Annotated in this window: 22 protein-coding genes and 1 tRNA gene; 15 read left to right on the top strand and 8 right to left on the bottom strand. The window is 72.9% G+C overall.

The window, feature by feature from the left end; all coding sequences use genetic code 11:
* Positions 1-64: 64 nt before the first annotated feature.
* From P2F65_RS04505 to P2F65_RS04475, 7 genes are all read left to right on the top strand, one after another.
* Positions 65-2,236, top strand: coding sequence for an ATP-dependent DNA helicase UvrD2 (locus P2F65_RS04505; protein WP_275804578.1), 2,172 nt, complete (start codon positions 65-67; stop codon positions 2,234-2,236).
* Positions 2,237-2,380: 144 nt separating this feature from the next.
* Positions 2,381-2,650 carry a hypothetical protein gene (locus P2F65_RS04500; protein WP_275804576.1) on the top strand — a complete coding sequence of 90 codons (270 nt, stop codon included), beginning with the start codon at positions 2,381-2,383 and terminating at the stop codon, positions 2,648-2,650.
* Positions 2,651-2,912: 262 nt separating this feature from the next.
* Positions 2,913-3,200, top strand: coding sequence for a WhiB family transcriptional regulator (locus tag P2F65_RS04495; RefSeq protein WP_275804574.1), 288 nt, complete (start codon positions 2,913-2,915; stop codon positions 3,198-3,200).
* Positions 3,200-3,454, top strand: a complete 255-nt coding sequence (locus P2F65_RS04490; RefSeq protein ID WP_275804573.1) for a hypothetical protein — start codon at positions 3,200-3,202, stop codon at positions 3,452-3,454. The genes P2F65_RS04495 and P2F65_RS04490 overlap by 1 nt, the downstream gene beginning before the upstream one ends.
* Positions 3,455-3,542: 88 nt before the next feature.
* Complete coding sequence (locus P2F65_RS04485; RefSeq protein WP_275804571.1) at positions 3,543-5,036, top strand: alkaline phosphatase family protein; 1,494 nt, start codon at positions 3,543-3,545, stop codon at positions 5,034-5,036.
* A gap of 48 nt (positions 5,037-5,084) precedes the next feature.
* Positions 5,085-5,681, top strand: a complete 597-nt coding sequence (locus P2F65_RS04480) for an HhH-GPD-type base excision DNA repair protein (protein ID WP_275804569.1) — start codon at positions 5,085-5,087, stop codon at positions 5,679-5,681.
* Positions 5,682-5,686: 5 nt separating this feature from the next.
* Positions 5,687-5,905 carry a hypothetical protein gene (locus tag P2F65_RS04475; RefSeq protein WP_275804568.1) on the top strand — a complete coding sequence of 73 codons (219 nt, stop codon included), beginning with the start codon at positions 5,687-5,689 and terminating at the stop codon, positions 5,903-5,905.
* Here the strand turns inward: P2F65_RS04475 and P2F65_RS04470 are convergent, their stop codons facing one another.
* From P2F65_RS04470 to P2F65_RS04460, 3 genes are all read right to left on the bottom strand, one after another.
* Positions 5,906-7,243, bottom strand: a complete 1,338-nt coding sequence (locus P2F65_RS04470; RefSeq protein WP_275804566.1) for an AarF/ABC1/UbiB kinase family protein — start codon at positions 7,241-7,243, stop codon at positions 5,906-5,908. It lies immediately after the preceding gene.
* Positions 7,236-8,255, bottom strand: coding sequence for a TOMM precursor leader peptide-binding protein (locus P2F65_RS04465; protein ID WP_275804564.1), 1,020 nt, complete (start codon positions 8,253-8,255; stop codon positions 7,236-7,238). Before P2F65_RS04465 ends, P2F65_RS04470 begins: the two co-directional genes overlap by 8 nt.
* A 199-nt stretch (positions 8,256-8,454) precedes the next feature.
* Complete coding sequence (locus P2F65_RS04460) at positions 8,455-8,613, bottom strand: DUF5679 domain-containing protein (RefSeq protein WP_091756008.1); 159 nt, start codon at positions 8,611-8,613, stop codon at positions 8,455-8,457.
* A 134-nt stretch (positions 8,614-8,747) separates the two neighbouring features.
* Between P2F65_RS04460 and P2F65_RS04455 the strand changes: the two genes are divergently transcribed.
* Together P2F65_RS04455 and P2F65_RS04450 are read left to right on the top strand one after the other, a co-directional pair.
* A complete protein-coding gene (locus P2F65_RS04455) occupies positions 8,748-9,581 on the top strand; it encodes an enoyl-CoA hydratase/isomerase family protein (RefSeq protein ID WP_275804561.1) in 834 nt (277 codons plus the stop codon).
* Positions 9,582-9,698: 117 nt separating this feature from the next.
* Positions 9,699-10,298: a M48 family metallopeptidase gene (locus tag P2F65_RS04450; protein WP_275804559.1), complete on the top strand. Its 600-nt coding sequence runs from the start codon at positions 9,699-9,701 to the stop codon at positions 10,296-10,298.
* Here P2F65_RS04450 and P2F65_RS04445 read toward each other — a convergent pair.
* The gene (locus P2F65_RS04445; RefSeq protein WP_275804557.1) at positions 10,287-10,868 is read right to left on the bottom strand and encodes an NUDIX domain-containing protein; all 582 of its coding nucleotides are present in this window, start codon (positions 10,866-10,868) and stop codon (positions 10,287-10,289) included. The two genes, P2F65_RS04450 and P2F65_RS04445, sit on opposite strands and share 12 nt — an antisense overlap.
* Positions 10,865-12,514: a zinc-dependent metalloprotease gene (locus P2F65_RS04440; RefSeq protein ID WP_275804556.1), complete on the bottom strand. Its 1,650-nt coding sequence runs from the start codon at positions 12,512-12,514 to the stop codon at positions 10,865-10,867. Before P2F65_RS04440 ends, P2F65_RS04445 begins: the two co-directional genes overlap by 4 nt.
* 61 nt (positions 12,515-12,575) lie before the next feature.
* Here P2F65_RS04440 and P2F65_RS04435 point away from each other — a divergent pair, with 61 nt between their 5' ends.
* The 3 genes from P2F65_RS04435 to P2F65_RS04425 all read left to right on the top strand — a co-directional run bounded on the left by P2F65_RS04435 (position 12,576) and on the right by P2F65_RS04425 (position 15,306).
* On the top strand, positions 12,576-13,709 hold the full coding sequence (locus P2F65_RS04435; RefSeq protein ID WP_275804554.1) for an NAD(P)H-binding protein: 1,134 nt from the start codon (positions 12,576-12,578) through the stop codon (positions 13,707-13,709).
* Between the two features lie 65 nt (positions 13,710-13,774).
* Positions 13,775-14,188, top strand: a complete 414-nt coding sequence (locus P2F65_RS04430; protein WP_275807276.1) for a molybdenum cofactor biosynthesis protein MoaE — start codon at positions 13,775-13,777, stop codon at positions 14,186-14,188.
* A 5-nt stretch (positions 14,189-14,193) separates the two neighbouring features.
* On the top strand, positions 14,194-15,306 hold the full coding sequence (locus tag P2F65_RS04425) for a PDZ domain-containing protein (RefSeq protein ID WP_275804552.1): 1,113 nt from the start codon (positions 14,194-14,196) through the stop codon (positions 15,304-15,306).
* Positions 15,307-15,339: 33 nt separating this feature from the next.
* Here P2F65_RS04425 and P2F65_RS04420 read toward each other — a convergent pair whose 3' ends face one another.
* Entirely contained in the window at positions 15,340-15,894 is a 555-nt protein-coding gene (locus P2F65_RS04420) for a PPA1309 family protein (protein ID WP_275804549.1), read from the bottom strand.
* Between the two features lie 201 nt (positions 15,895-16,095).
* Here P2F65_RS04420 and P2F65_RS04415 point away from each other — a divergent pair, with 201 nt between their 5' ends.
* The 3 genes from P2F65_RS04415 (at position 16,096) to P2F65_RS04405 (ending at position 19,827) form a co-directional block, all read left to right on the top strand.
* On the top strand, positions 16,096-19,086 hold the full coding sequence (locus P2F65_RS04415) for a UPF0182 family protein (RefSeq protein WP_275804547.1): 2,991 nt from the start codon (positions 16,096-16,098) through the stop codon (positions 19,084-19,086).
* 85 nt (positions 19,087-19,171) lie between these two features.
* Positions 19,172-19,245, top strand: a tRNA-Met gene (locus P2F65_RS04410).
* A 270-nt stretch (positions 19,246-19,515) separates the two neighbouring features.
* On the top strand, positions 19,516-19,827 hold the full coding sequence (locus tag P2F65_RS04405) for a hypothetical protein (protein ID WP_275804545.1): 312 nt from the start codon (positions 19,516-19,518) through the stop codon (positions 19,825-19,827).
* 142 nt (positions 19,828-19,969) lie between these two features.
* Here P2F65_RS04405 and P2F65_RS04400 read toward each other — a convergent pair whose 3' ends face one another.
* Both P2F65_RS04400 and P2F65_RS04395 read right to left on the bottom strand, forming a co-directional pair.
* A complete protein-coding gene (locus P2F65_RS04400) occupies positions 19,970-20,959 on the bottom strand; it encodes a metallophosphoesterase (RefSeq protein ID WP_275804543.1) in 990 nt (329 codons plus the stop codon).
* Positions 20,960-20,981: 22 nt separating this feature from the next.
* On the bottom strand, positions 20,982-21,647 hold the full coding sequence (locus tag P2F65_RS04395) for a histidine phosphatase family protein (RefSeq protein ID WP_275804541.1): 666 nt from the start codon (positions 21,645-21,647) through the stop codon (positions 20,982-20,984).
* Positions 21,648-21,649 lie beyond the last annotated feature (2 nt).

The following is a 21,649-nucleotide window of genomic DNA, read 5'->3' as shown; positions in this document are numbered from 1 at the left end:
GCCGCAATCCTCTCAAAACTTCCCGATCGAGCTCCGTCGGGGAGGTCTGAGAGACTCACCTGCGATGTCGACGACCAGCCCCGCCCTCCCCACCCATCCCTCCGCCGACGCCGTCCTGGCCGCGCTCGACCCCGAGCAGCGCGAGGTGGCGGCGAGCCCGCTGGGGCCGATGTGCGTGCTGGCCGGGGCCGGCACCGGCAAGACCAGGGCGATCACCCACCGCATCGCCTACGGCGTCCTCGCCGGCGCCTACCAGCCGCAGCGGGTGCTGGCCGTGACCTTCACGGCGCGTGCGGCCGGTGAGATGCGCACCCGGCTGCGCGACCTCGGCGTCGGTGGCGTGCAGGCCCGCACCTTCCACGCCGCTGCGCTGCGCCAGCTCCACTACTTCTGGCCCCAGGCCGTCGGCGGGGCGGCGCCCGAGGTGATGAGCCACAAGGCGCCCGCCGTGGCGCAGGCCGCGGCGTCGCTGCGGCTGCAGTTCGACCGCACCGGCATCCGCGACCTCGCCGCGGAGGTGGAGTGGGCCAAGGTCAACATGCTCACCCCCGAGACGTATGCCGCGGCCGCCACCGCCGCGCGCCGCGAGCCCCCGGGCATCGACGCCACCGGGATGGCTCGACTCCTCGAGGTCTACGAGGAGGTCAAGGCCGACCGGGGCGTCATCGACTTCGAGGACGTGCTGCTGGTGACGGTGGGCATCCTCGCCGAGCACGACGACATCGCGCGCACGGTGCGCCAGCAGTACCGCCACTTCGTCGTCGACGAGTACCAGGACGTCAACGCCCTCCAGCAGCGCCTGCTCGACCTGTGGGTGGGGGAGCGCGACGACGTCTGCGTCGTGGGCGACCCCACCCAGACCATCTACTCCTTCACGGGCGCCAGCCCTCGTCACCTGCTGGGGTTCACCCAGAAGCACCCGCGGGCCAAGGTGGTGCGGCTCGTGCGCAACTACCGCTCGACGCCCCAGATCGTCTCGCTGGCCAACCTCGTGGTCCGCGGGCCGGGCGGCCAGGCGCGCAGCCACAGCGTCCAGCTCGAGGCCCAGGCCGAGCCCGGGCCACAGCCCGTGCTCAGCTCCCACCCCGACGACCCGGCCGAGGCCGCGGCCATCGCGGGGGAGATCGCCGAGCGGGTGGCCGCCGGCGCCTCACCTGCCGACATGGCGATCCTGTTCCGCACCAACGGGCAGTCCGAGGCCTTCGAGTCGGCGCTGGCCGAGCGCGACATCCCCTACCTGGTGCGCGGAGGCGAGCGGTTCTTCGCGCGCAAGGAGGTCCGCGACGCCATCCTGCTGATGCGCGGCGGAGCCCGCTCCGACGACGGCAGCCAGCCCCTGACCGACCTCGTGCGCGACATCCTCGTCGGCGCCGGGTGGACGCGCGAAGCCCCCTCGAGCGGAGGCGCGACCCGTGAGCGCTGGGAGTCGCTCGCCGCCCTCGCCGCGCTCGCCGACGAGCTCGTCGCCACCAGCCCCGATGCGCGGCTGCCCCAGTTCGTGCGCGAGCTCGACGAGCGGGCCGCCGCCCAGCACGCGCCCACCGTGCAGGGGGTGACGCTGGCGTCGCTGCATGCCGCCAAAGGCCTGGAGTGGGACACCGTCTTCCTCGCCGGGGTCTCCGACGGCTTCCTGCCGATCGCCATGGCCGACACCGCGGAGGCGATCGAGGAGGAGCGCCGCCTGATGTACGTCGGCATGACCCGCGCCCGCCGCGAGCTGCGCCTGTCGTGGGCCGGGGCCCGCACCCCCGGCGCACGGGCCACGCGGCGGCCGTCGCGCTTCCTCGACGGCACGGCAAGCATCCTCGGCGATGGCGCGCGGGCGCCGCGCAAGGCGGCCCGTGCCGCAGGCTCGCGGGGAGCCTCCCTCAAGCCGTCCCTGCCCGCGAAGTGCAAGGGCTGCGGCGCGGAGCTGGTCACCGCCGCCCAGCGCAAGACCGGCCGGTGCGACGAGTGCCCGCCGAGCTACGACGAGGCGACCTTTGAGCGGCTGCGCGAGTGGCGGCTTGCCACCGCGCGCGCGGCGAGCGTGCCGGCCTACGTCGTCTTCACCGACGCGACGCTGACCGCCATTGCCGAGGCAGAGCCGGCCGACGAGTCCGATCTGTCACGCATTGCCGGTGTGGGTGCACGCAAGCTCGGCCTCTACGGCGCGCAGGTCCTGGCCATCCTCGGTGGGGCCGACGCCGTCGAGGTCTTCGAAAGTGCCTCTGCCGCAAGGGAATCCGGGGACTGAGAAGAAGTCCTGCAAATTCTTGGCAGGAAACCCGTTAAATACGTTGCTGGCCCTTCTCGCCAGCCGCTACTCTTTTCGAACGTCAAGCCCAGCGGCCCGCCGGCCGGCTGGGGACCGCGAGAAGCAGAAGGAGGGTTGGCCCTGATGGAGAGCATCACCATGACGACGACGACGCAGATCTCCAGCGTCCTTTCCGTCTGCCCGCAGGCCAACCCGATCCGCCTCGCGGCCACTCGTGTCTGGATCCAGGGGACCACTGTGTCCGGCGTCGCCTCCGATGCCCGTGGCGTGTTCGCCGTCAAGGTGCGCCCGGCCCCCTACGCCGGTCGCCGCTTCGGCGCCACCGCCCCCAAGACCACCGTTCTCGACCACTTGGATGTCGTCCACCTCCGCACCGGAGAGCCACCTGTCTAGGCGAAAGCCCCAGGTCTCTTCAAAGGCCGCGGAACCCGACATCCGGGATCCGCGGCCTTTTTCGTTTGTCCCAGCAGACGGGTTTGCCTCGGACCACACCAGCAAAGGCAGACCAGCACCAGATGGCAGCACCACCGATGAATGAGCAGGACAGCACCGATCAGTACCGGTCGAAGGCCCTCCACCAGGGGTTCGGAGACCTGACCAGCAGCCGAGAGGCCGTCACCACCGTGACGGGGACGAAAAGGGGAGGTGACACCCGATGCAGTTGAGCGCACTCCACGACCTGAACGAGCAGGCCGCTGTGGCCGGCGCCGGCATCCCGTGTCAGGAGAACGACGCCGAGATGTGGTTCGCCGAGAGCCCGGAGGGGGTCGAGTTCGCCAAGGCGCTCTGCGGGACGTGCCCGGCCCGCGCCGCGTGCCTGGCGGGAGCCATCGACCGCGCCGAGCCGTGGGGCGTCTGGGGCGGTGAGCTCTTCATCCAGGGGGCGATCGTCGCCCGCAAGCGTCCCCGTGGCCGCCCGCGCAAGAACCCGGTGGCTGCCTGATGACGACCACCGCCGCCCTCCACACCTCCGGTGCGCTCGTGGGCTCGGCCGTTGCCGCCGAGCCCGCGGGCCGCACCCGCCCACCAGATGTCCTCAGTCTTGTCCTCACCAGGAGATCCACCATGTTCCAGTCCTTGCACGCAGACCTCGCCCGAGCCCATCGCAGGCGCCGCCAGCGCGAGTTCGAGCGCCAGCTCCAGCGGCGCGCCCAGCAGGAGCTGATGCTCCAGCTGCCGCGCATGCTGGCCCGATGAGGTGACGCACCACCACGCGAACCCACCCGGACGCCGAGTCCGGGTGGGTTCGCCGTTGTGCGGCAGGGGGCGCCCCTAGGGTTGGGCCATGCCCCGTGATGCCGTCATCGCCGCGCTGTGCGCCCCTGACCTCGCCGCCATGGTCGACCTCGTGCTGTGGGTGGAGACCGCGGGCGACGGCAGCCGCGTGGCGCACGCCGCCAACCACCTCGGCCGGGTGCGGCTGCACCCCGGTGGTCGGCACGAGGTGCTCGAGGGCACCGACCCGATCGCCAGCGAGGACCCGATGGCGTTCCTGCCGTACGAGCGGGAGATCGACGGCGAGGGGCCGCGGGTGTCCACCGACAACGCCTACCCGTATGCCGCCGAGCGCATCCTCTCGCTGTTCGCCCACCCCGAGCGAAGCCCCGACGTCGCAGTTGTGCACACCCCGCGCCACTTCTTCCCCGACGAGGGCGGGCACCACGGCGAGCACGGCTCCCTCGACGTCATCCAGTCCCGGGCGCCGCTCATCCTCTCGGGGGCGCGGGTCACCCGTCGTGGGCCGGTCGACGAGCACGCGCGCCTGGTCGACGTCGGGCCCACCCTGGCCCACCTGGCGGGCGTGCCGGACTCCGACCTCGTTGACGGAGAAGGGGACCCGCTCGACGGCAGCCCGCTCACGGCATACCTCGAACCACTGCCCGAAGGGCAGCCGCGCCGGGTCGTCGGCATCCTGTGGGACGGTGCCCACTGCAGCGACCTGCTGCACCTCGCCGAGAAGGGCGACCTGCCGGGCGTGGCCCGGCTCATCGAGCGTGGGGTGGCCCTGCGCGGCGGTGCGGTGGCGGAGTTCCCCAGCGTCACGCTGACCAACCACACCTCGATCCTCACCGGACTGGGGCCGGGACGGCACGGGGTGCTGGGCAACGTCTACTTCGACCGGGCCACCGGCGAGCGCGTCGTGCCCAACGACGAGGCGACGTGGCACCGCAGCGCCGAGTGGCTGCACCCCGAGGCCCGCACCGTCTTCGAGATGGTGAACGACCACGTGCCGCCGCGGCAGAGCCCGCGCACGGCCAGCGTCGACGAGGCCATCGACCGCGGCGCCGACTACGCGACGATGCAGCTCATCCGGGCCAGCGGCAACAGCCGCGGCGCAGGCGGGCTCGGCGACCAGCTGCCCGACCCGCACACCTCACCTTTCCTGGGTGACCCGGCGTACCTCGACGACGGATATTTCCGCTGGGGGGTGCAGGTCGACGACCTCGGCCTGCAGCAGATGCTGCAGCTGTGGGCCGACCCGGCCACCGCGCCGGTGCTCACCTGGTGGGCCAACGTCGTCACCGACGCCGGCCACCACGGGGCGGGGCCGCGCTCCGACATGGCGCGTGACGCCTTCCGGCAGGCTGACCGACGGCTGGTGGCCTTCCTCGACCACCTCGACGCCCTGGGGGTCACCGACGAGGTGACGTTCCTGCTGACCGCCGACCACGGGTTCGAGGGCGCCGACCAGACGGTGACCGGCTCGTGGGCCCCGGCGCTCGACGCGCTCGGCATCCCGTACCGCGACGAGGGGCCGGGGTTCGTCTACCTGCACTGACCCCCGCACGGGTACCGGCCGCGGCGCGCGGCTGGCTACGCTGCCGCCATGGCCACCGCCCAGCCCACCATCCGCATCGCCCAGGACGAGCACGCCGACGAGGTGCTGAGCAGCGACCCGTTCGCCCTCCTGGTGGGGATGCTGCTCGACCAGCAGTACCCGATGGAGCACGCCTTCCGTGGCCCCGCCAAGGTGCTCGACCGGTTCGGCACGCTCGACCCGGCGCGCATCGCGGAGGCCGAGCAGGAGGCCTTCGCCGACCTGTGCGCGACGCCCCCGGCGATCCACCGCTACGGACGCTCCATGGCCGGGCGCATCCAGGCGCTCGCCGCGGTGGTGCGCGACGACTACGACGGCCGGGCCGAGACCCTCTGGACGGAGGCGGCCGACGGCGCCGACCTGCTGGCCCGGCTCAAGGCGCTGCCCGGGTTCGGCGACCAGAAGGCGCGCATCTTCGCCGCCCTCCTCGGCAAGCAGCTCGGGGTCCGGCCGGCGGGCTGGCAGGAGGCGATCGGCCCCTACGCCCAGGACGGCTCCTACCGTTCCGTCGCCGACGTCGTCGACCCGGAGTCGCTGCAGAAGGTGCGGGAGTTCAAGCAGGCCGCCAAGGCGGCGGCCAAGGCGTCCGGCCCGAAGAAGGGCTGAGGGGTATGTCGGGGGGACCGGACCCCGCCGAGACGCCGGCGGCGGTGGGGCAGGCCGGCCCCGTGGTGTGCACCACCTGTGGCGCCACCCCCGAGGACGAGGCGCTGGCCCGGCTCACCTGGACCCGGGGGGTGGAGAACGGCCGCGACGTCTGGACGTGCGACCGGTGCAGCCGGCAGCACCTGCGCAGCATCGAGGGCAAGCTCGACTCGTCGTGGTGGTGATCAGTCAGTGGCGGGCGGCAGGTGGCGCAGTCGCATGCCCGGCATGTGCTCGATGATGATCGCGCGCGCGGGGACCACGCCGTCGAGCTGGCACAGGACGCCGATGCCGCCGAGCCAGACCCGGTGGATCAGCAGGTAGGACGGCGGCAGGTTCAGCTTCATCCCGGTGAGGAACTCGGGCTGGCGCACGTCGTTGATGTGCTGGGCCATGCCGCGCAGCCAGGCCCGGCTGAACTCGAACTCCTCGTGGCGCATCGGCTCGATGAGCGGGTCGAGGTAGGCCAGCACCTCGTGCGGGTCGACCTGCATCGCCGGCTTGATGAAGCCCTCGCGGCGCAGGCCGTCGGCGAGCGCGAGCGCGTCGCCCTCGAGCGCGTCGGAGATGAGCTCGCCCATCGCCGAGGGAAGGCCGCCGGGGAGCCGGTTGACGGCCCCGAAGTCGATGACGCCGAGCCGGCCGTCGGGCGTGAGCCGGAAGTTGCCCGGGTGCGGGTCGGCGTGCAGCAGGCCGGCCCGGTGCGGGCCGACCATGAGGAACTCCAGGTAGAGCCGGGAGGCCTCGTTGCGCTGCTCTCGGGTGCCGGAGGCCACGATCTGCGACAGCGGGGTGCCGTCGAGCCACTCCGAGACGATGACGTGCTCGCTGTTGACCAGCACGTCGGGCACCACGAAGTGCGGGTCGTCGCGGAACACCCTGGCGAAGCGCCGCTGGCTGGCCGCCTCGAGGTTGTAGTCGAGCTCCTCGCGCATCCGCGACTTGAGCTCGTCGGTGATCGGCTTGATGTCGATGCCGGGGATCCATCCACCGGCCACCCGGGCCACCCGGGCCAGCTGGTTCAGGTCGCTGACCAGGGCCTCCGCCGCCCCGGGGTACTGGATCTTCACGGCCACCGGCCGTCCGTCGCGCCAGACCGCCCGGTGCACCTGCCCGATGGAGGCGGCCGCCGCGGGGGTGTCGTCGAAGGACTGGAACTTCGCGGTCCGCCAGCGTGGCCCCAGCTCCGCCGCCAGCACCCGGTGCACGGTGGCGGCCGGCATGGGCGGGGCGGCTTCCTGCAGCTTGGTGAGGGTCGCCCGGTAGGGTCCGGCGATCTCCTCGGGCATGGCCGCCTCCATGACGGACAGTGCCTGGCCGAACTTCATGGCGCCGCCCTTGAGCTCGCCGAGCACCTTGAACAGCTGCTCGGCGGTGCGGGCCTGCAGCTCGGCGGCCACCGCCTCTGCGGGCTTTCCGCCGACGCGCTTGCCCAGCCCCACGGCAGTCCGCCCGGCGAACCCCAGCGGGAGGCTGGCGAGGCGGGCGGTGCGGCTGACCGCTTTGCGCGGAAGGTCACTCACCCCGCCATTGTCGCTGACGCACCGGAGGATCGGCGCTCCGGCTCGGGCTTTGCCCCATCCGCCCAGCCGGGGCGCCACCGCTGGGGCAGCCGCACTGCGGGTGCGGTGCCCAGACCCGCTCGCTCAGGCGGGGGACCGACAGGCCGATCCGGACGGAGGTGCCGGGGGCGCTCTCGTGGCCGTCGAGCGCGGCCAGCACCGTCATGGCCGCCAGGCCCGCCGTGGCGAAGGCCAGCGAGGTCTCGCCCGAGACCTCCGCCGGCGGGCCCACGGCGGCCGGGGCCAGCTGGGCCATTACAGCGGGCCAGGCGGGGTCGTGGTCGGCCCGGGTGAGGTCGAGGCAGCGCAGGCACGGCCCGGCGCCGGGCACGACCAGGGGGCCGACCTCAGCGCTGGTGCCGTGCAGCACCACCGGCAGGTGCGGCACGCGGGCGCGCACCCAGGCGGTGGCCGCGTCCGCAGCCAGCGCGCCGACGGCGACGAGCACCGCGACGTCGGGCGGTGCCCCGGTAGGCGCGTCGGCCGCGTACCGTCCGCTCGTCACCAGGCCCACCCCGGCCTGCCGCAGCGCCTGCGCGAGCAGGGCCGGCAGGCTGCCAGCACCCACCACCAGCACCCTGCGGCGGGTGCGGCGGCCGAGCACGGCATACCCGTCGTCGCGGTTGCGGTAGGCGCAGGCGAGGGCCTCGGCGTCCGGGCGCAGGGTGGCGCGCAGCGGCGAGGGCAGGCTGGCGAGGTCGAGCCGGTGCGCCGGCGACTCCACCGTGAGGGCGTGGCTGCGCAGGGTGTGCAGGATCGCCGCCACCCGTTCGGGCGGGATGCCGCGCTCGGCCGCCCAGGCGGTGGCGCCGGGCTCGTCGAGGCTGCCGTCGAGCCGCTCGAGCAGGCAGATCTCGTCATCAGCGAGCCCCTCGAGCACCACCCCGACGGCCGGGTCGAGCCCGAGCTGCACCTGCCCGGCACCACGCCGCAAGGGGCGGAACTGCGCCTTCAGGCGGGGCCGGGCGACCATCGACCGCCTCCTCGCGGACCGGGCTGGTGGGGTGGAGCGCCCAATCTGGCACAGCGCGGGGAAGCCGCGGCGTCGTCGTCCACAGGGCCCGCAGCGCCGCAGCGCCCGCCGGGCACGCCGGGCACGCGAGAGGGGCGGGACCCGGCCGAAGCCGGACGTCCCGCCCCTCGCGCGTTGGCTAGCTGGGTGAGGCGCTGCCTCAGGCCTTGCCGAGAATGCGGTTGAGGTTGGTGCCGCAGACGGGGCACACACCCTTGGCCATGCGGCGGCCGTTGGTCTCGACGACCTTGCCCTCGGCCTCGCGCTTCTCCTTGCACTTCACGCAGTAGAACTCGCCCTTGTAGGTCTCGTCAGCCATCGCGTCTGTCTCCTTGTCGATATCACCGCACGGTTGCGGTGCTGGACTTCGGCAACCGTAGACCATGCTGAGCACAAAATCGCGCAGCGGGGCGTGTCGGCCGTGCTCAGCGGGACCCCCCTAGGCTCTCGCCCATGACCCCCGAATCGCCGGCGCAGTGGTGGACCAGCCCCTTCGAGGACCTGCGGGTGGAGGCGCGCGAGGCCTCCGGCCGGCGGATCGCCGTCGTCACCTTCGACCTGCCCGAGCGCCGCAACTCGATGAGCACGGCGATGACCCGGTCGTGGGTGCGGCTCATGGGGCTGCTCCGCGAGGACCCCGAGCTGGCGGCCGTGGTGGTGACCGGCGAGGGCTCGGCGTTCAACGCCGGCGGCGACCTGTCGTGGATCGTCTCCGAGCCCGACGCCCCCGTCGTCGACCTGCGCGAGCGCATGCTGGCCTTCTACCGCTCATGGCTGACGGTCAAGCAGCTCGAGGTGCCGACCATCGCCGCCCTCAACGGCCACGCCATCGGGGCCGGCTTCGCGCTCGCCCTCGCCATGGACATCCGGTATGCCGCCGCTGACGCCCGGCTGGGGGTGCCGTTCACCTCGCTGGGGCTGCACCCCGGAATGGCGACGACCTGGTCGCTGCCCGACGTCGCCGGTCACGCCGTGGCCCGCGACCTGCTGCTCACCGGGCGCATCGTCACAGGTCAGGAGGCCGTCGGCCTGGGGCTGGTCTCGCTGGCGGCGCCGGCCGAGGAGGTGCTCGGCCACGCCCTCGAGGCGGCCGACCGGATCGCGGCCGCTGCCCCGATCGCGACCCGGCTGACGCTGCAGGCGGTGCGCGACGGCGGCCACGCCACCTTCGAGCGGGCGCTGGAGTGGGAGGCCCTCGCGCAAGCCGTCACGCTGGCGAGCGAGGACCTGCACGAGGGCATCGCGGCCGCCGCGCAGAAGCGTGCGCCGGTCTTCCACGGCCGCTGACCTGCTTCCCCGTTCGGGGTATTCGCGAGCATCATGACCCGCGCAGATACCCCGACCCGGTGTGGGGTTGGCCGCAAAAACCTGGGTCAGCAGGCATCGGTGGCCTATGTTCGGGGAGTGGACACGCCCGAGGTCGAGGTCCGGCGCAGTCGCCGGCGCCGTCGCACGGTGAGCGCCTACCGCGAGGACGGGCGCACCGTCGTGCTGATCCCGGCCCGCTTCACCAAGGCTGAGGAGCGCCAGTGGGTGTCGACGATGGTCCACCGGCTCGACGCCGGTGACCGCCGTCGCAGCCCCAGCGACGCGGAGCTGACCGCCCGCGCCGAGGAGCTCTCCCGGCGACACCTCGGCGGGCTCGCCAAGCCGGCCAGCATCCGGTGGGTCGACAACCAGCAGTCCCGGTGGGGGTCGTGCACCCCGGCCGACGGCAGCATCCGCATCTCCACGCGGGTACGCGGCATGCCGGGCTACGTGCTCGACTACGTCGTGCTGCACGAGCTCGCCCACCTGATCGTGCCCGGGCACGGCAAGGACTTCTGGTCGCTCGTCGGCGGCTTCCCCCGCACCGAGCGGGCCCGGGGCTACCTCGAGGGCGTCGCTGCCGCGGCCCAGCTCGACCTGGCCCAGGCCGGCTCCGGCGGGGAGCCCGAGGAGGCCAGGGAGCAGGACGGCGTCGCCGCGCTCGCGGTCGACCCGGCGCCGGGCTCAGCCGAGTAGCCGGCGCGCCGCTCGCGCCAGGGGCAGGATCTCCTCGCCACTGTCTGCGGGCAGGTCGTCCACGCCCCACCAGCGCACGTCGAGCGACTCCTCGCTGACCGCGAACCCGGCCTCGTCGGTGGCGACGCCGGCGTACCGCAGGTCGAGGTGCTCGCGGCAGCGCCCGAAACCCGAGGCGATGAGGCGGTGCCGGTCGACGTGCACCAGCGCCGGGACCAGCTCCAGGGCGGTGATCCCGGACTCCTCGCGTGCCTCACGCGTGGCGGCTGCCAGCACCGAGGTGTCCTGCGGCTCGAAGTGGCCGCCGAACTGCAGCCACAGGCCCGCCTTGGCGTGCAGGGTGAGCAGCACCTTGTCGAGGCTGGGGTTGAGCACCAGGGCGCTCGCAGTCAGGTGGGCGGGCGGCCCCTGCTTCCACATGGCGTCCTCGTGCGCGTCGAGGTGCTCGAGCAGCTCGACGCGCAGCGCGTCCTGCTGGGGGTCCGGGGCGTCCCACGAGCGCAGCACGGCGCGCGCGTCCTCGCGCAGCGCGAGGTATGCCGTGGGGGCACCCGTCGAGGCTGCCGTCACCGGCCGTCCCCGCCGGTGCCGCCCCCGCCAGCGCCGCCCCCGCCAGCGCCGCCCGTCCCGTCCTCGCGCAGCAGCTCGTCCAGGGCGGCGTCGAGGTCGCTGCCGGTGGGGGACCCGACGCGCTCTACGTAGCCGAGCGGGTCGTCGAGGTCGGCTGCGGTCGGCGCCACGTCGGGGTGGCCCCACGCGGCGTCGCGGGCGGCGGCACCGTGCTTGGCCTCCACCGCTGCGAAGAGGTTGGCCGCGTCGCGCAGGCGTCGCGGGCGCAGCTCGAGGCCGACCAGGCCGCTGAACACCTTCTCCGCCGGCCCACCGGTGGCGCGGCGGCGGCGCACCGCCTCCCCGAGGGCCGCGGTCTGCGGCAGGTGGTCGCGGGTGGCGCGCTCGGTGACGACGTCGACCCAGCCCTCGACGAGCGCGAGGTAGGTCTCGAGCCGGCCGAGGGCGGCCTTCTGGGCCGGGCTGGGATCGGGGCGGAAGAGCTGGTCCTGCAGCGCGGCCTGCAGGGCCTCGGCGTTGGTGGGGTCGACCTGCTGGAGGCCGGCCTCGATCCGCTCGGTGTCGATGGTGATGTCGCGGGCGTAGTCGCGTACCGCGGCGAGCAGCTGGGGCCCGAGCCAGGGCACGTCGGCGAACAGCCGCACCCGGGCGGCCTCGCGCACGGCGAGGTAGAGCCGGACCTGGTCGAGGTCGACCTCGAGGCCCTCCGCGAACGCCGCGACGTTGTCCGGCAGCAGGGCCACGGCCTGGTCGCTGACCAGGGGCAGCCCGACCTCGGTGCCGCTGACGATCTCCTGGGCGAGCGCCCCCACGGCCTGGCCGACCTGGAGGCCGAACATCGAGCCGCTCATCCGGGCGAGCATCGGCTCCATCTGCCCGAGCAGCGCCTTGGGGTCCATGCCGGCAGGGAGCACGCCCTCGGGCAGGGCGCCCTCGCCGAGCTGCTCGAGCTGGCCGCGCATGGCGGTGCTGATCGCGCGGCCGACGCCCTCGGCGACGGGCTCGACCAGGCTGCGCCAGGTGGGCATGGTCGCCTCGACCCACTCCGACCGGCTCCACGCGTGGGTGCTGATCCCGGGCGGGCCGAAGTCGGTCACCTGGTCGAGCCACAGGCCGGCCACCGAGGCCGCCTGGGCGACCTTGGCCGCCTCCGAGGCGGAGACCGACGGGTCACCGGCGGCGGCCACGGCCTTGCGAGCGGCGTCGGTGGCCATGGCGAGGTTGAAGGGCTCGTCGCTCGAGCCGGAGAACATCGCCTGCACCTGCGCGGTCATCATCTGGAGCATGGCGGGGTCGATGTTCTCGATGCCCATGCCCTGCAGCATCCGGGCCATCTCCGGGTCGAGGCCCTGACCTCCGGTGAGGCCGGAGATCATCGCCTCGATCTCCGGCGGGAGTCCTGAGCCGGAGCCGCCGGTGCCCTCGCCCGGAGCCGCTCCGGCTCCGGCTCCGAAGCCGGCGGGGCGCGACGGGCCGGGCGTGCCGGACTGGCCGGGCGAGCTGGGGCGCAGCGGCTCGAAGCGCGGCCTGCCGCCGCCCTGGTCGCCCGCGTCGGGCTGGTCGGGCTGCTCCCTGTCGTCACCCCGCTGGTCCCGCTGCTCGTCATCGGGATCGGAAGGTCCGGGGGGGATGGGCTGGTCTGGCACGACGGCTCCTGTGGCCTGCTGCGAGGATGTGTCTCCACTAGACAACCACGTGGAGGCCACAGTGAGTTCCCCCCGGGGCGCGGTTCGCTCCCGGCGTAGCGCCGTCACCGTCGCCGTGGTCGGCGCGCCGGGGCCCGTCGGCCGTGCCGTGCTGCGCGAGCTCGTGGGGGCGGCGGCCCGTGGCGGTGCAGGCGAGCGCGGCGGCGCCCGGATCGCGTCGGTGGTGGCGGTCAGCCCCGAGCCTCCCGAGGTGGGCGGCACCGAGTGGCGCGCGGGCGACCCGGGCGACCCGTCCCTGGCCGCAGCCCTGCACGACGTCGACACCGCGGTCTACGTGGCGGCGCGCGACGACCTCGCCCGTGAGCTCGAGGAGGGGCGGGCCGTCCGCCGGGACCGCAGCCTGCGGCGGGCGCAGACGGTCATCACCGCTGCGGCGGCGGCCGGCGTGGGCCACCTGGTCGTCGTCACCAGCGCGAAGGTCTTCGGTGCGCGACCGGACAACCCCGTGCCCCTCGACGACGACGCGCCGCTGAGGGCGGTGACCGACGGGGGCCAGGTCGGCGACCTGATGGACGTCGAGCAGCTGGTGGCGGTGGCGCGTGAGGTCCACCCGGGGCTGCGGATCACGGTGCTGCGGCCGGCCGCCCTGGTCGGCGACGGCGTCGACACGGTCATCACGCGTCACTTCGAGGCCCCGCGGCTGCTCGCCGTCAAGGGAGCCGAGCCGGTGTGGCAGTTCTGCCACGTCGACGACCTCGGGTCGGCGGTTGCCGTGGTCGCCAGCCACGGTCTCGGCCCCGCCCTGACGGTGGGCAGCGAGGGTTGGCTGACCCAGGACGAGGTGGAGCGCCTCACGGGCATGCGGCGGGTCGAGCTGAGCCTCGCCGTCGCCCAGGGAACCGCGGACCGGCTCCACCGCGTTGGGGTGTTGCCGACCCCGGCCAGTGACCTGGCCTTCGTGCTCCACCCGTGGGTGGTGTCCTCCGGGACCCTGCGCGCACACGGCTGGGAACCGGCATACGACAATGCAACATGTCTCGGCGTCCTGCTCGACGGGATCCGGGGATCGCACGCGGTGGCCGCCCGACGGCTCGACCGCAAGGACGCGGCGCTCGGCGCCGCCAGCGCCGCAGTGGCCATGGTGGGCACGGCGGCGATCATGCGGCGCAGGCGCCGCAGGGGAGGTGGATCGTGACCAGGCTGACCGGCGAGGGTGCCACGAGCGGCGAGGACGCCGCTGCGGCAGAACCCCCCACCACGGTGGTGCTGTGCGACGTGCGCGAGGAGCCGCTGTCGGTGGACGAGGTGCTCGCGGCGGTGAGGCACCCCGAGTGCGGCGGCATCGCGCTCTTCGTCGGCGTGGTGCGCGACCACGACCACGGCAGTGACGTCGCGGCGCTGGACTACTCCGCGCACCCGAGCGCCGTCGAGACCCTGCGGCGGGTGTGCGAGGAGGTCGGTGGCCGGCACGGCATCGGGCGCCTGGCAGCCGTGCACCGCACGGGCCACCTCGAGGTGGGCGACACCGCTGTCGTGGTCGCCGTGGCCGCCCCGCACCGGGGCGAGGCGTTCACCGCGTGCCGCGACCTCATCGACACCCTCAAGTCGACCGTGCCGATCTGGAAGCACCAGCGCTTCGCCGACGGCTCCGACGAGTGGGTCGGCCTCCCGTGACCCGGATGCCGAGCCCTCCGCCCCCGTCGTCCGGGCCGCCTGCGCCGGCGCTCGACGGTCCCGACCCCTACCGGCTGTCGCGCCGCTCGGTCTACACCCTCGCCGGGGTCTTCCTCGGCATCGCGCTCGCGGCCGTGCTGTCGATCGTCGGCATGCCCTACGTGGTGATGCAGCCGGGTCCGATCTCCAACACCCTCGGCACGATCGAGGACAAGCCGCTGATCACGGTCAAGGGCGCCGAGACCTTCCCCACGAGCGGGACCCTCGACTTCACGACCGTGCGCGTGCTCGGCGGCCCCGGTGACAAGGTCAACGCCTGGGAGGTGCTCTGGGCCGCGATCGACCCGACCAGCGACGTCTACGACGAGGAGCTCATCTTCCCCAAGGGCCTGACCAGCAAGCAGGTCGAGGAGGAGAACACCGCCGAGATGGTCGGCTCCCAGCAGGAGGCCATCGCGGTGGCCCTCAAGGCGCTCGGCAAGCCGGTCACCGAGCGGGTGACCATCGCCAAGGTCGCGGACGACGCCCCGTCGGCCGACCAGCTGAGGAAGGACGACCAGATCGTCGCCGTCGACGGCCAGCCGATCCGCAGCTCCGAGGACGTGCGCACCGTGATCCAGAAGCACGAGCCCGGCGACACCGTCTCGATGCAGCTGCGCCGGGACGGCTCCCTGGTCGACGTGGAGGCCACGACCCGCGACTCCGACGGGCGCGCGACGATCGGCGTCTTCCTCGGGCGCGAGTTCGACTTCCCGGTCGACGTGCAGATCCACGCCGGCGACGTCGGCGGTCCGTCGGCGGGCACCATGTTCGCCCTGGGCATCTACGACACCCTCACGCCCGGGGCACTGACCGGCGGGCAGCACATCGCCGGCACCGGGACGATCGACTCCTCCGGCGCCGTCGGGCCGATCGGCGGCATCCGGCAGAAGCTGGTGGGTGCCCGCGACGGCGGGGCGAAATGGTTCCTCGCCCCGGCGGACAACTGCGACGAGGTCGTCGACCACGTGCCCGACGGGCTCCGGGTCGTGCGTGTCTCGACGTTCGACGAGGCGCGCAAGGCCGTTCAGGACATCGCCGCGAAGCAGGCGGACGCCCTGCCGACCTGCACGCGCTGACGCGCGGCCCGGCCGGTATGCCGCGGGCGCGGCTCAGTCCTGCAGCGTCGCCCGGAGCGCGTGCACCAGGCCGGGGGCGAGGTCCTCGCCCATGGCAACCTGGTCGTTGCTGTCGTGGGCGCGCTGGCGCAGCAGGCAGCGGCTCTGCCCGTCACGGGTCACCGCGACGAGCAGCCGCACGTCGCGCCGGTCGGGGTGGCCGGCGAGCGCCTCCATCGCCTGCTCCGGGTTGGCGGGCAGGTCCCGCTCGGCCTCCGGCGGCACCACGACGCGCTCGACGGCGAGGGCGACGCCCACCACCGTCTCGGGCCACGACATCCGGCCCAGCAGCGACTCCAGCGAGGACGTGCGGGGCAGGTCCTCCTGCTCGACCGCCGACAGGGCGCCGGGGGCGAGGTCCGAGCCGCTCAGGCCGGCCCGCAGGTGCGGCTCGCGCTCGAGCAGGTCCGCGGTGGGCACGAGCGCGAAGACCCGGGGGTTCTGGTCCCACCCCGAGGCGGCGACGTGCCGCTCGGTGTCGAGGGCGGCGATGGTCAGCGGGTCCGCGACGGGCTGGGGCTGGGAGGTCACGGGGCCATGGTGCCCCATGCCCAGCCGCACCCGGCAAAGGGGCCGGACCCGGTATTCGCCGACCCTGTGGGGAACCCCGGCAGCACTCGGTAAGTTGGCACTGAATGAGGCGGTGCGTCGGGTGTCCGCCCCAGGCAGATCGGGCGTGTCGTGAGTTCTTCAGAGTGGTTCGGCGCCGGTGGCCCTCCTCACGAGGGCGGTCGGCCCACGCCCCCGGGCATGGGCCGCCCCGGCGGTGGGCGTCCGGGCGGACGTGGTCCGCTGGGCCTGCGCAGGAAGCGGGGACCGCTCGGACCCACGGTCGCGATCCTGGGTGCCCTGGCCGTCCTGGTGTCGCTCGCGGCGGGCCTGTGGACCGACATCCTGTGGTTCGACTCCCTCGGCTACACCCACGTCTTCACCACCGAGGTCACCACCAAGGTCCTGCTCTTCACGGTGGGGTTCATCCTCACCGCGGGCCTGGTCGCCTCGAGCCTGGTCGTCGGCTACCGGACCCGGCCGGTCTACGCGCCCGTCACGCCGCAGCAGCAGAACCTCGACCAGTACCGCGAGGCCATCGAGCCGCTGCGCCGTGTCGCGACGATCGGCATCCCGGTGATCCTCGGGTTCCTCGCCGGCACCGGCGCCGCGGGGCAGTGGAAGGCGTTCCTCCTGTGGCGCAACAGCGTGCCGTTCGGGAAGAAGGACCCGCACTTCGGCATGGACATCGCGTTCTTCGTCTTCACGCTGCCCTGGCTCAGGTTCGTGCTCGGCTTCCTGACGATGATGCTGATCATGGCCCTCATCGCGGCCGCCTTCACCCACTACGTCTACGGCGGGGTGCAGCTGCAGGGTCGCGGGGAGCGCACCACCCACGCCGCCCGCACCCACCTGGCCGTCCTCATCGCGGCACTGGTGCTCGTCCGGGCCGCCACCTACTGGGTTGACCGCTACTCGCTCGTGACGAAGGAGTCGCCGCTCCTGACGGGAATCCGGTACACCGACGCGACCGCGGTCATGCCGACGAAGGCGATCCTGGCCGTGGCCGCGCTGATGACGGCCGGCCTGTTCATCGCCTCGCTCTGGACCCGCTCGTGGCGCCTCCCCGTCATCGGCGTCGCCCTGCTGACCGTCACGGCGGTCGTGGTGGGCGGCATCTACCCGGCGCTCATCCAGAACTTCCGGGTCAAGCCGTCGGAGAAGACCCGGGAGGCTCCCTACCTCGCCCGCAGCATCGCCGCGACCCGCGCGGCCTACGGCCTCGACGGCGTGGAGACGCAGGTCTACGAGGCGGGCACCACGGCGACCCGGAACCAGCTGCGCGACGACGCCGACACCATCCCGGGGATCCGGCTGGTCGACCCCAACGTCGTGTCGCCGACGTTCCAGCAGCTGCAGGCGGTGAAGTCCTACTACGGCTTCCCGGACTCCCTGGACGTCGACCGCTACACCATCGACGGCAAGAAGCAGGACACCGTCATCGCGGTGCGCGAGCTCGACCTGGCCGGCGTGCCCGCGAACCAGCGCAACTGGATCAACGACCACACCGTCTACACCCACGGCTTCGGGCTCGTGGCGGCCTACGGCAACCGTCGCGGTGAGGACGGGCAGCCGGTCTTCTACCAGCAGAACATCCCGCCGGTCGGCAAGCTCCCCGCGTTCGAGCCGCGCATCTACTTCGGCGAGAAGTCGCCGACCTACTCCATCGTCGGCGCCTCGGAAGGCACCCGGCCGCGCGAGTTCGACTACCCGGACAGCAGCGCGGCGGGCCAGAAGAACAACACCTACAACGGCAGCGGCGGTGTGGAGATCGGGTCGTTCATGCGCCAGGCGGCCTACGCCATCAAGTACCGGGAGCTGAAGTTCCTGCTGTCCGATGCGGTGAACGAGGACTCCCGGCTGCTCTACACGCGCGAGCCGCTCGAGCGCGTCAAGAAGGTCGCGCCCTGGCTGACCCTCGACGGGAACCCCTACCCGGCCGTGGTCGGTGGCCGGATCCAGTGGATCGTGGACGGCTACACGACCTCGGCCGACTACCCGTACTCGCGCCTGCAGGACATCGACAACGCCACGTCGGACTCGGTCACCGAGACCTCGAGCGCGGTCCGGGCCATCAGCACGGGGCAGATCAACTACATCCGCAACTCGGTCAAGGCGACAGTCGACGCGTTCGACGGCCGCGTCCGGCTCTACACCTGGGACGAGCAGGACCCCGTGCTGAAGGCGTGGTCGAAGGCCTTCGACGGCACGGTGCGGCCGATGAGCGAGATCAGCGGCGACCTGATGTCGCACCTGCGCTACCCCGAGGACCTGTTCAAGGTGCAGCGCATGGTGCTGTCGCGCTACCACGTGACCGACGCGGACTCCTTCTACGGCGGCCAGGACTTCTGGCGGGTGCCCAACGACCCGACCCGGGAGGACACCGCCTCCGCCGTCTACCAGCCGCCCTACTACCTGACGCTCGCCATGCCCGGCCAGCAGTCGCCGAGCTTCTCGCTGACGACGACCTTCCAGCCCACGGGTGACCGCGAGGTGCTCTCGGGCTTCCTGGCCGTGGACGCCGACGCAGGCTCCGAGGACGGCACGCGCAAGGTCGGCTACGGCAAGCTGCGGCTGCTCGAGCTGCCGCGCGACACCACCGTCAAGGGTCCGGGTCAGGTGGCGAACGACATCAACTCCTCGAACGTGACGTCCGAGGCGTTCACACTGACGCTGAACCAGTTCCTCAACCAGAGCCGGCAGCAGGGCTCGCGCGTCACGATGGGCAACCTGCTGACGCTCCCGGTCGGCGGCGGGCTGCTCTACGTGCAGCCGATCTACGTCCGCGCCAGTGGCAACTCCGCCTACCCGCTGTCGCGCGCGACCGTGGTGGCCTTCGGCGACAAGCTGGCGTGGTCCGACACCCTGACCGGCGCCCTCGACGGGCTCTTCGGGGGCAGCTCGGGCGCCGAGGCCGGCGACACCGGCAGCGGGTCCGGCCCGACGCCGACGAAGCCGCCGACCGGCAGCGACGCAGCGGCGCTCGCCCAGGCGCTCGAGGACATCCAGGCCGCCTACGACGACGGTCGGGAGGCGCTCAGGGACGGCGACTTCGCGGCCTACGGGGAGGCGCAGAAGCGCCTCGACGACGCCATCCAGCGGGCGGTGGAGGCCGCTCCGCAGGGTGGTACGGCCACGGTCACCCCGACCCCGACCGGCACCGCCACGCCGACGCCGACGACGAGCAGGTGAGCCGGCCGGGGCCGGGTGCGCCCGCCCCGGTCCGAGGGCGGATTTGCCCCTGAAAGGCACGCTCGCGTAAGGTTGGGTCTACCGACGCGGGGTGGAGCAGCTCGGTAGCTCGCCGGGCTCATAACCCGGAGGTCGCAGGTTCAAATCCTGCCCCCGCTACTGAAGGCAGTAGCCCGGAAGCGGCCCTCACAGACACTGTGAGGGCCGCTTCCGTCTGTCCCACCGGTCACCCGTCGGGTCGCGGGCCTCGCCCGCTCGGAGCGCAGGCCTCGCCCGCTCGGAGCCCGGGCCTCATCCGTTCGGGCACAAAGGGCACCTCGCAGGTCCCGTCCACGCCACGTCGCGCCCTCGTGACCGCCGCCGGCACCTAGCCTTGCGCCGGCCGACACCGGACGGCCCCCGTGCCACGACGAAGGACTGCCCACGGCCATGACCACCCCGCCAGCCACCTCACGTCGACGGATGATCGCCACGGTGGTCGCCACGGCCCTCATCGGCACGGTGGCGCTGGCGGCCACCGGGATCGACGCCTACGGGTTGCTGGCGATTGGTCGGGGGGCCACTGTCCTCGGGCCGCTGGACTGCTCGCCCGGCGTCGAGAGCATCCCGCCGGCTGCCGGCGTGCCCACCCCCGCGCTCGAGGCTGCCTCCACCACGGGGTCGCGCGCCGTGACGTGCGACGGCGACGGCACCTCCGGCTACCGCGGGGCACCGTCGGCTGTCGCTGGCGTTCCCCGGTGACCGCTACAACAGCACCGGGTACTGGGCAAACCCCTGGGTGCGCGTCCGGTGAGCCCCGAGCGGGGGCGAGGTGACCTCGAACCAGGACGAACAGCGGTCCCGGACCACGTCGGTGGTCCGGGACCGCTGCCGGTTCGTTCCGTCAGTGGCAGGTGGTCGTGCCGGTGTCGGTGAAGACCGGTGAGGCCGGGTAGGCCTGGACGTACTTCCAGTCGTAGCTGCTGGCGCCGAGGTCGAGCCTGAGGACGCCGAAGGTCTTGTCGTCGCCGGCCTCGAAGTTCGGCAGCCTGGGGCTGGCGAGCGTGGAGTGGCTCTTGCCGCCAGTGCCGACGATGAAGGCCCGCATCCCCTTGGCGGTGTCGACCTTGCTGTCCGGGTTCTGCTGCGCGTACCGCGCGTACAGATGCGAGTTGCCGGTCAGCACCACGTCGGCTCCGCCGTCGTAGAGGGCCTGGATGATCGGCTTGAACTTCCGCACGGTGTTGCCGTTGGACCAGTAGGGCCGGTGCATGACGGCCATGATGCAGCGCGCGTTGGTGTCGGCCAGGTCCTGCTTGAGCCACTTCACCTGGGCGCTGGTGCCGCTGCAGCCGCCGACGCCCGGTTCGTCACATGCGGTGTTCAGGGCGACCACGTGCCAGTTGTCCCCGATGTCGTAGCTGTACCAGCCCTTGCACGCCTTGGTGCAGTCGCCCTGCTGGGCCCGGGAGGCGAAGTAGGTGAAGTAGCCGGAGGCGCCGGGCGTCGAGCAACCGCCACCCGAGTACTCGTCCTCACCGACGACGGGGTAGGTCTTGTCGAGGTACCTCCCCCAGGTCTTGTCGTACGCGTTGTAGTACGCGCTCAGCTGTCCGCAGTTGTACTGGTTGTCGCCGACGGTCAGCACGTGCGTGGCGTCCGCCAGCTTCTCCGCCGTCAGGTCGTCGCGGCACTTGCGGCCGCGGCTCGAGCCCGGGGCGCACGCGATGTCGCCCGCGACCATGACCACCGGGTCGCCCGCCAACTCGGCCGTGGCACCGGCCGTGGCACCCCCCGGTGTGGCGGCCACCGCGCTGGTGCCCCATCCGAGACCTGCCACGGTGAGCACCGCGGCGGCCACTCCTGCGGCCGTTCGCCCCCACGTTCGTCGCATACCCATCCCCTCTGCTGTGTTGTCAGTCGACGTCGCTGCCGGACGGCAGCTGTACGAGTGAGAGTCGACCGCCCTCGGCGGCCATGGCAGTGAACGACCCCCGGCCCACGGGGATGCGCCACTGCTCTCCATCGGTGCCCTCGAGCGCCGCCACGGCCAGCCGGATCATGACCGCGTGCGAGATCACCGCGACGCGCTCTCCCTCGTGGCGGGCGGCGATGATCTGCAGCGCTTCCAGCATGCGCTTCTGCGCGTCACGCAGGCGCTCGCCGTTGGGGCAGACCGCCGTCGAGGGCGAGGTGCGGTAGGCCTCGAAGGCCTCCGGGTCGTACATCTGCGCCTCGTGGGCGGTCAGGCCCTCCCACGCCCCGTAGTCGACGTTGATGAGCCCGTGCATCACGCGGATGTCCGGGATCCTCGCCTCGTCGGCGATGATCTGCGCCGTGGCGATGGTCCGCCGCAGGCCACCGGTGTAGACGGCCTTGAGCCCCACCTTGGAGAGCTGGCGCGCCGCGTCGACGGCGTCCTGGTAGCCCTGCGCGTCGAGCGGGACGTCGCACCGGCCCCGATAGCGGTTCTCGACGTTCATGGTCGTCGTCCCGTGCCGGACGACGTACATCAGGCAGGTCTTCTCGTTGAGTGGCAGCTCCCACGCCGGGGTGCGTGGCGCCACGATCTCCTGTGTCACTG

It is taken from the genome of Knoellia sp. p5-6-4 (assembly GCF_029222705.1).
Taxonomy (GTDB): Bacteria; Actinomycetota; Actinomycetes; order Actinomycetales; family Dermatophilaceae; genus Pedococcus_A.
This window is presented reverse-complemented; position numbering and strand designations above follow the sequence as displayed.

Excerpts from the sequence above, each read along its gene's own strand:
- P2F65_RS04505 (WP_275804578.1), top strand. The coding sequence starts at position 65 with ATGTCGACGACCAGCCCCGCCCTCCCCACCCATCCCTCCGCCGACGCC.
- P2F65_RS04500 (WP_275804576.1), top strand. The coding sequence starts at position 2,381 with ATGGAGAGCATCACCATGACGACGACGACGCAGATCTCCAGCGTCCTT.
- P2F65_RS04495 (WP_275804574.1), top strand. The coding sequence starts at position 2,913 with ATGCAGTTGAGCGCACTCCACGACCTGAACGAGCAGGCCGCTGTGGCC.
- P2F65_RS04490 (WP_275804573.1), top strand. The coding sequence starts at position 3,200 with ATGACGACCACCGCCGCCCTCCACACCTCCGGTGCGCTCGTGGGCTCG.
- P2F65_RS04485 (WP_275804571.1), top strand. The coding sequence starts at position 3,543 with ATGCCCCGTGATGCCGTCATCGCCGCGCTGTGCGCCCCTGACCTCGCC.
- P2F65_RS04480 (WP_275804569.1), top strand. The coding sequence starts at position 5,085 with ATGGCCACCGCCCAGCCCACCATCCGCATCGCCCAGGACGAGCACGCC.
- P2F65_RS04475 (WP_275804568.1), top strand. The coding sequence starts at position 5,687 with ATGTCGGGGGGACCGGACCCCGCCGAGACGCCGGCGGCGGTGGGGCAG.
- P2F65_RS04465 (WP_275804564.1), bottom strand. The coding sequence starts at position 8,255 with ATGGTCGCCCGGCCCCGCCTGAAGGCGCAGTTCCGCCCCTTGCGGCGT.
- P2F65_RS04460 (WP_091756008.1), bottom strand. The coding sequence starts at position 8,613 with ATGGCTGACGAGACCTACAAGGGCGAGTTCTACTGCGTGAAGTGCAAG.
- P2F65_RS04455 (WP_275804561.1), top strand. The coding sequence starts at position 8,748 with ATGACCCCCGAATCGCCGGCGCAGTGGTGGACCAGCCCCTTCGAGGAC.
- P2F65_RS04425 (WP_275804552.1), top strand. The coding sequence starts at position 14,194 with ATGCCGAGCCCTCCGCCCCCGTCGTCCGGGCCGCCTGCGCCGGCGCTC.
- P2F65_RS04420 (WP_275804549.1), bottom strand. The coding sequence starts at position 15,894 with ATGGGGCACCATGGCCCCGTGACCTCCCAGCCCCAGCCCGTCGCGGAC.
- P2F65_RS04415 (WP_275804547.1), top strand. The coding sequence starts at position 16,096 with ATGGGCCGCCCCGGCGGTGGGCGTCCGGGCGGACGTGGTCCGCTGGGC.
- P2F65_RS04405 (WP_275804545.1), top strand. The coding sequence starts at position 19,516 with ATGACCACCCCGCCAGCCACCTCACGTCGACGGATGATCGCCACGGTG.
- P2F65_RS04400 (WP_275804543.1), bottom strand. The coding sequence starts at position 20,959 with ATGCGACGAACGTGGGGGCGAACGGCCGCAGGAGTGGCCGCCGCGGTG.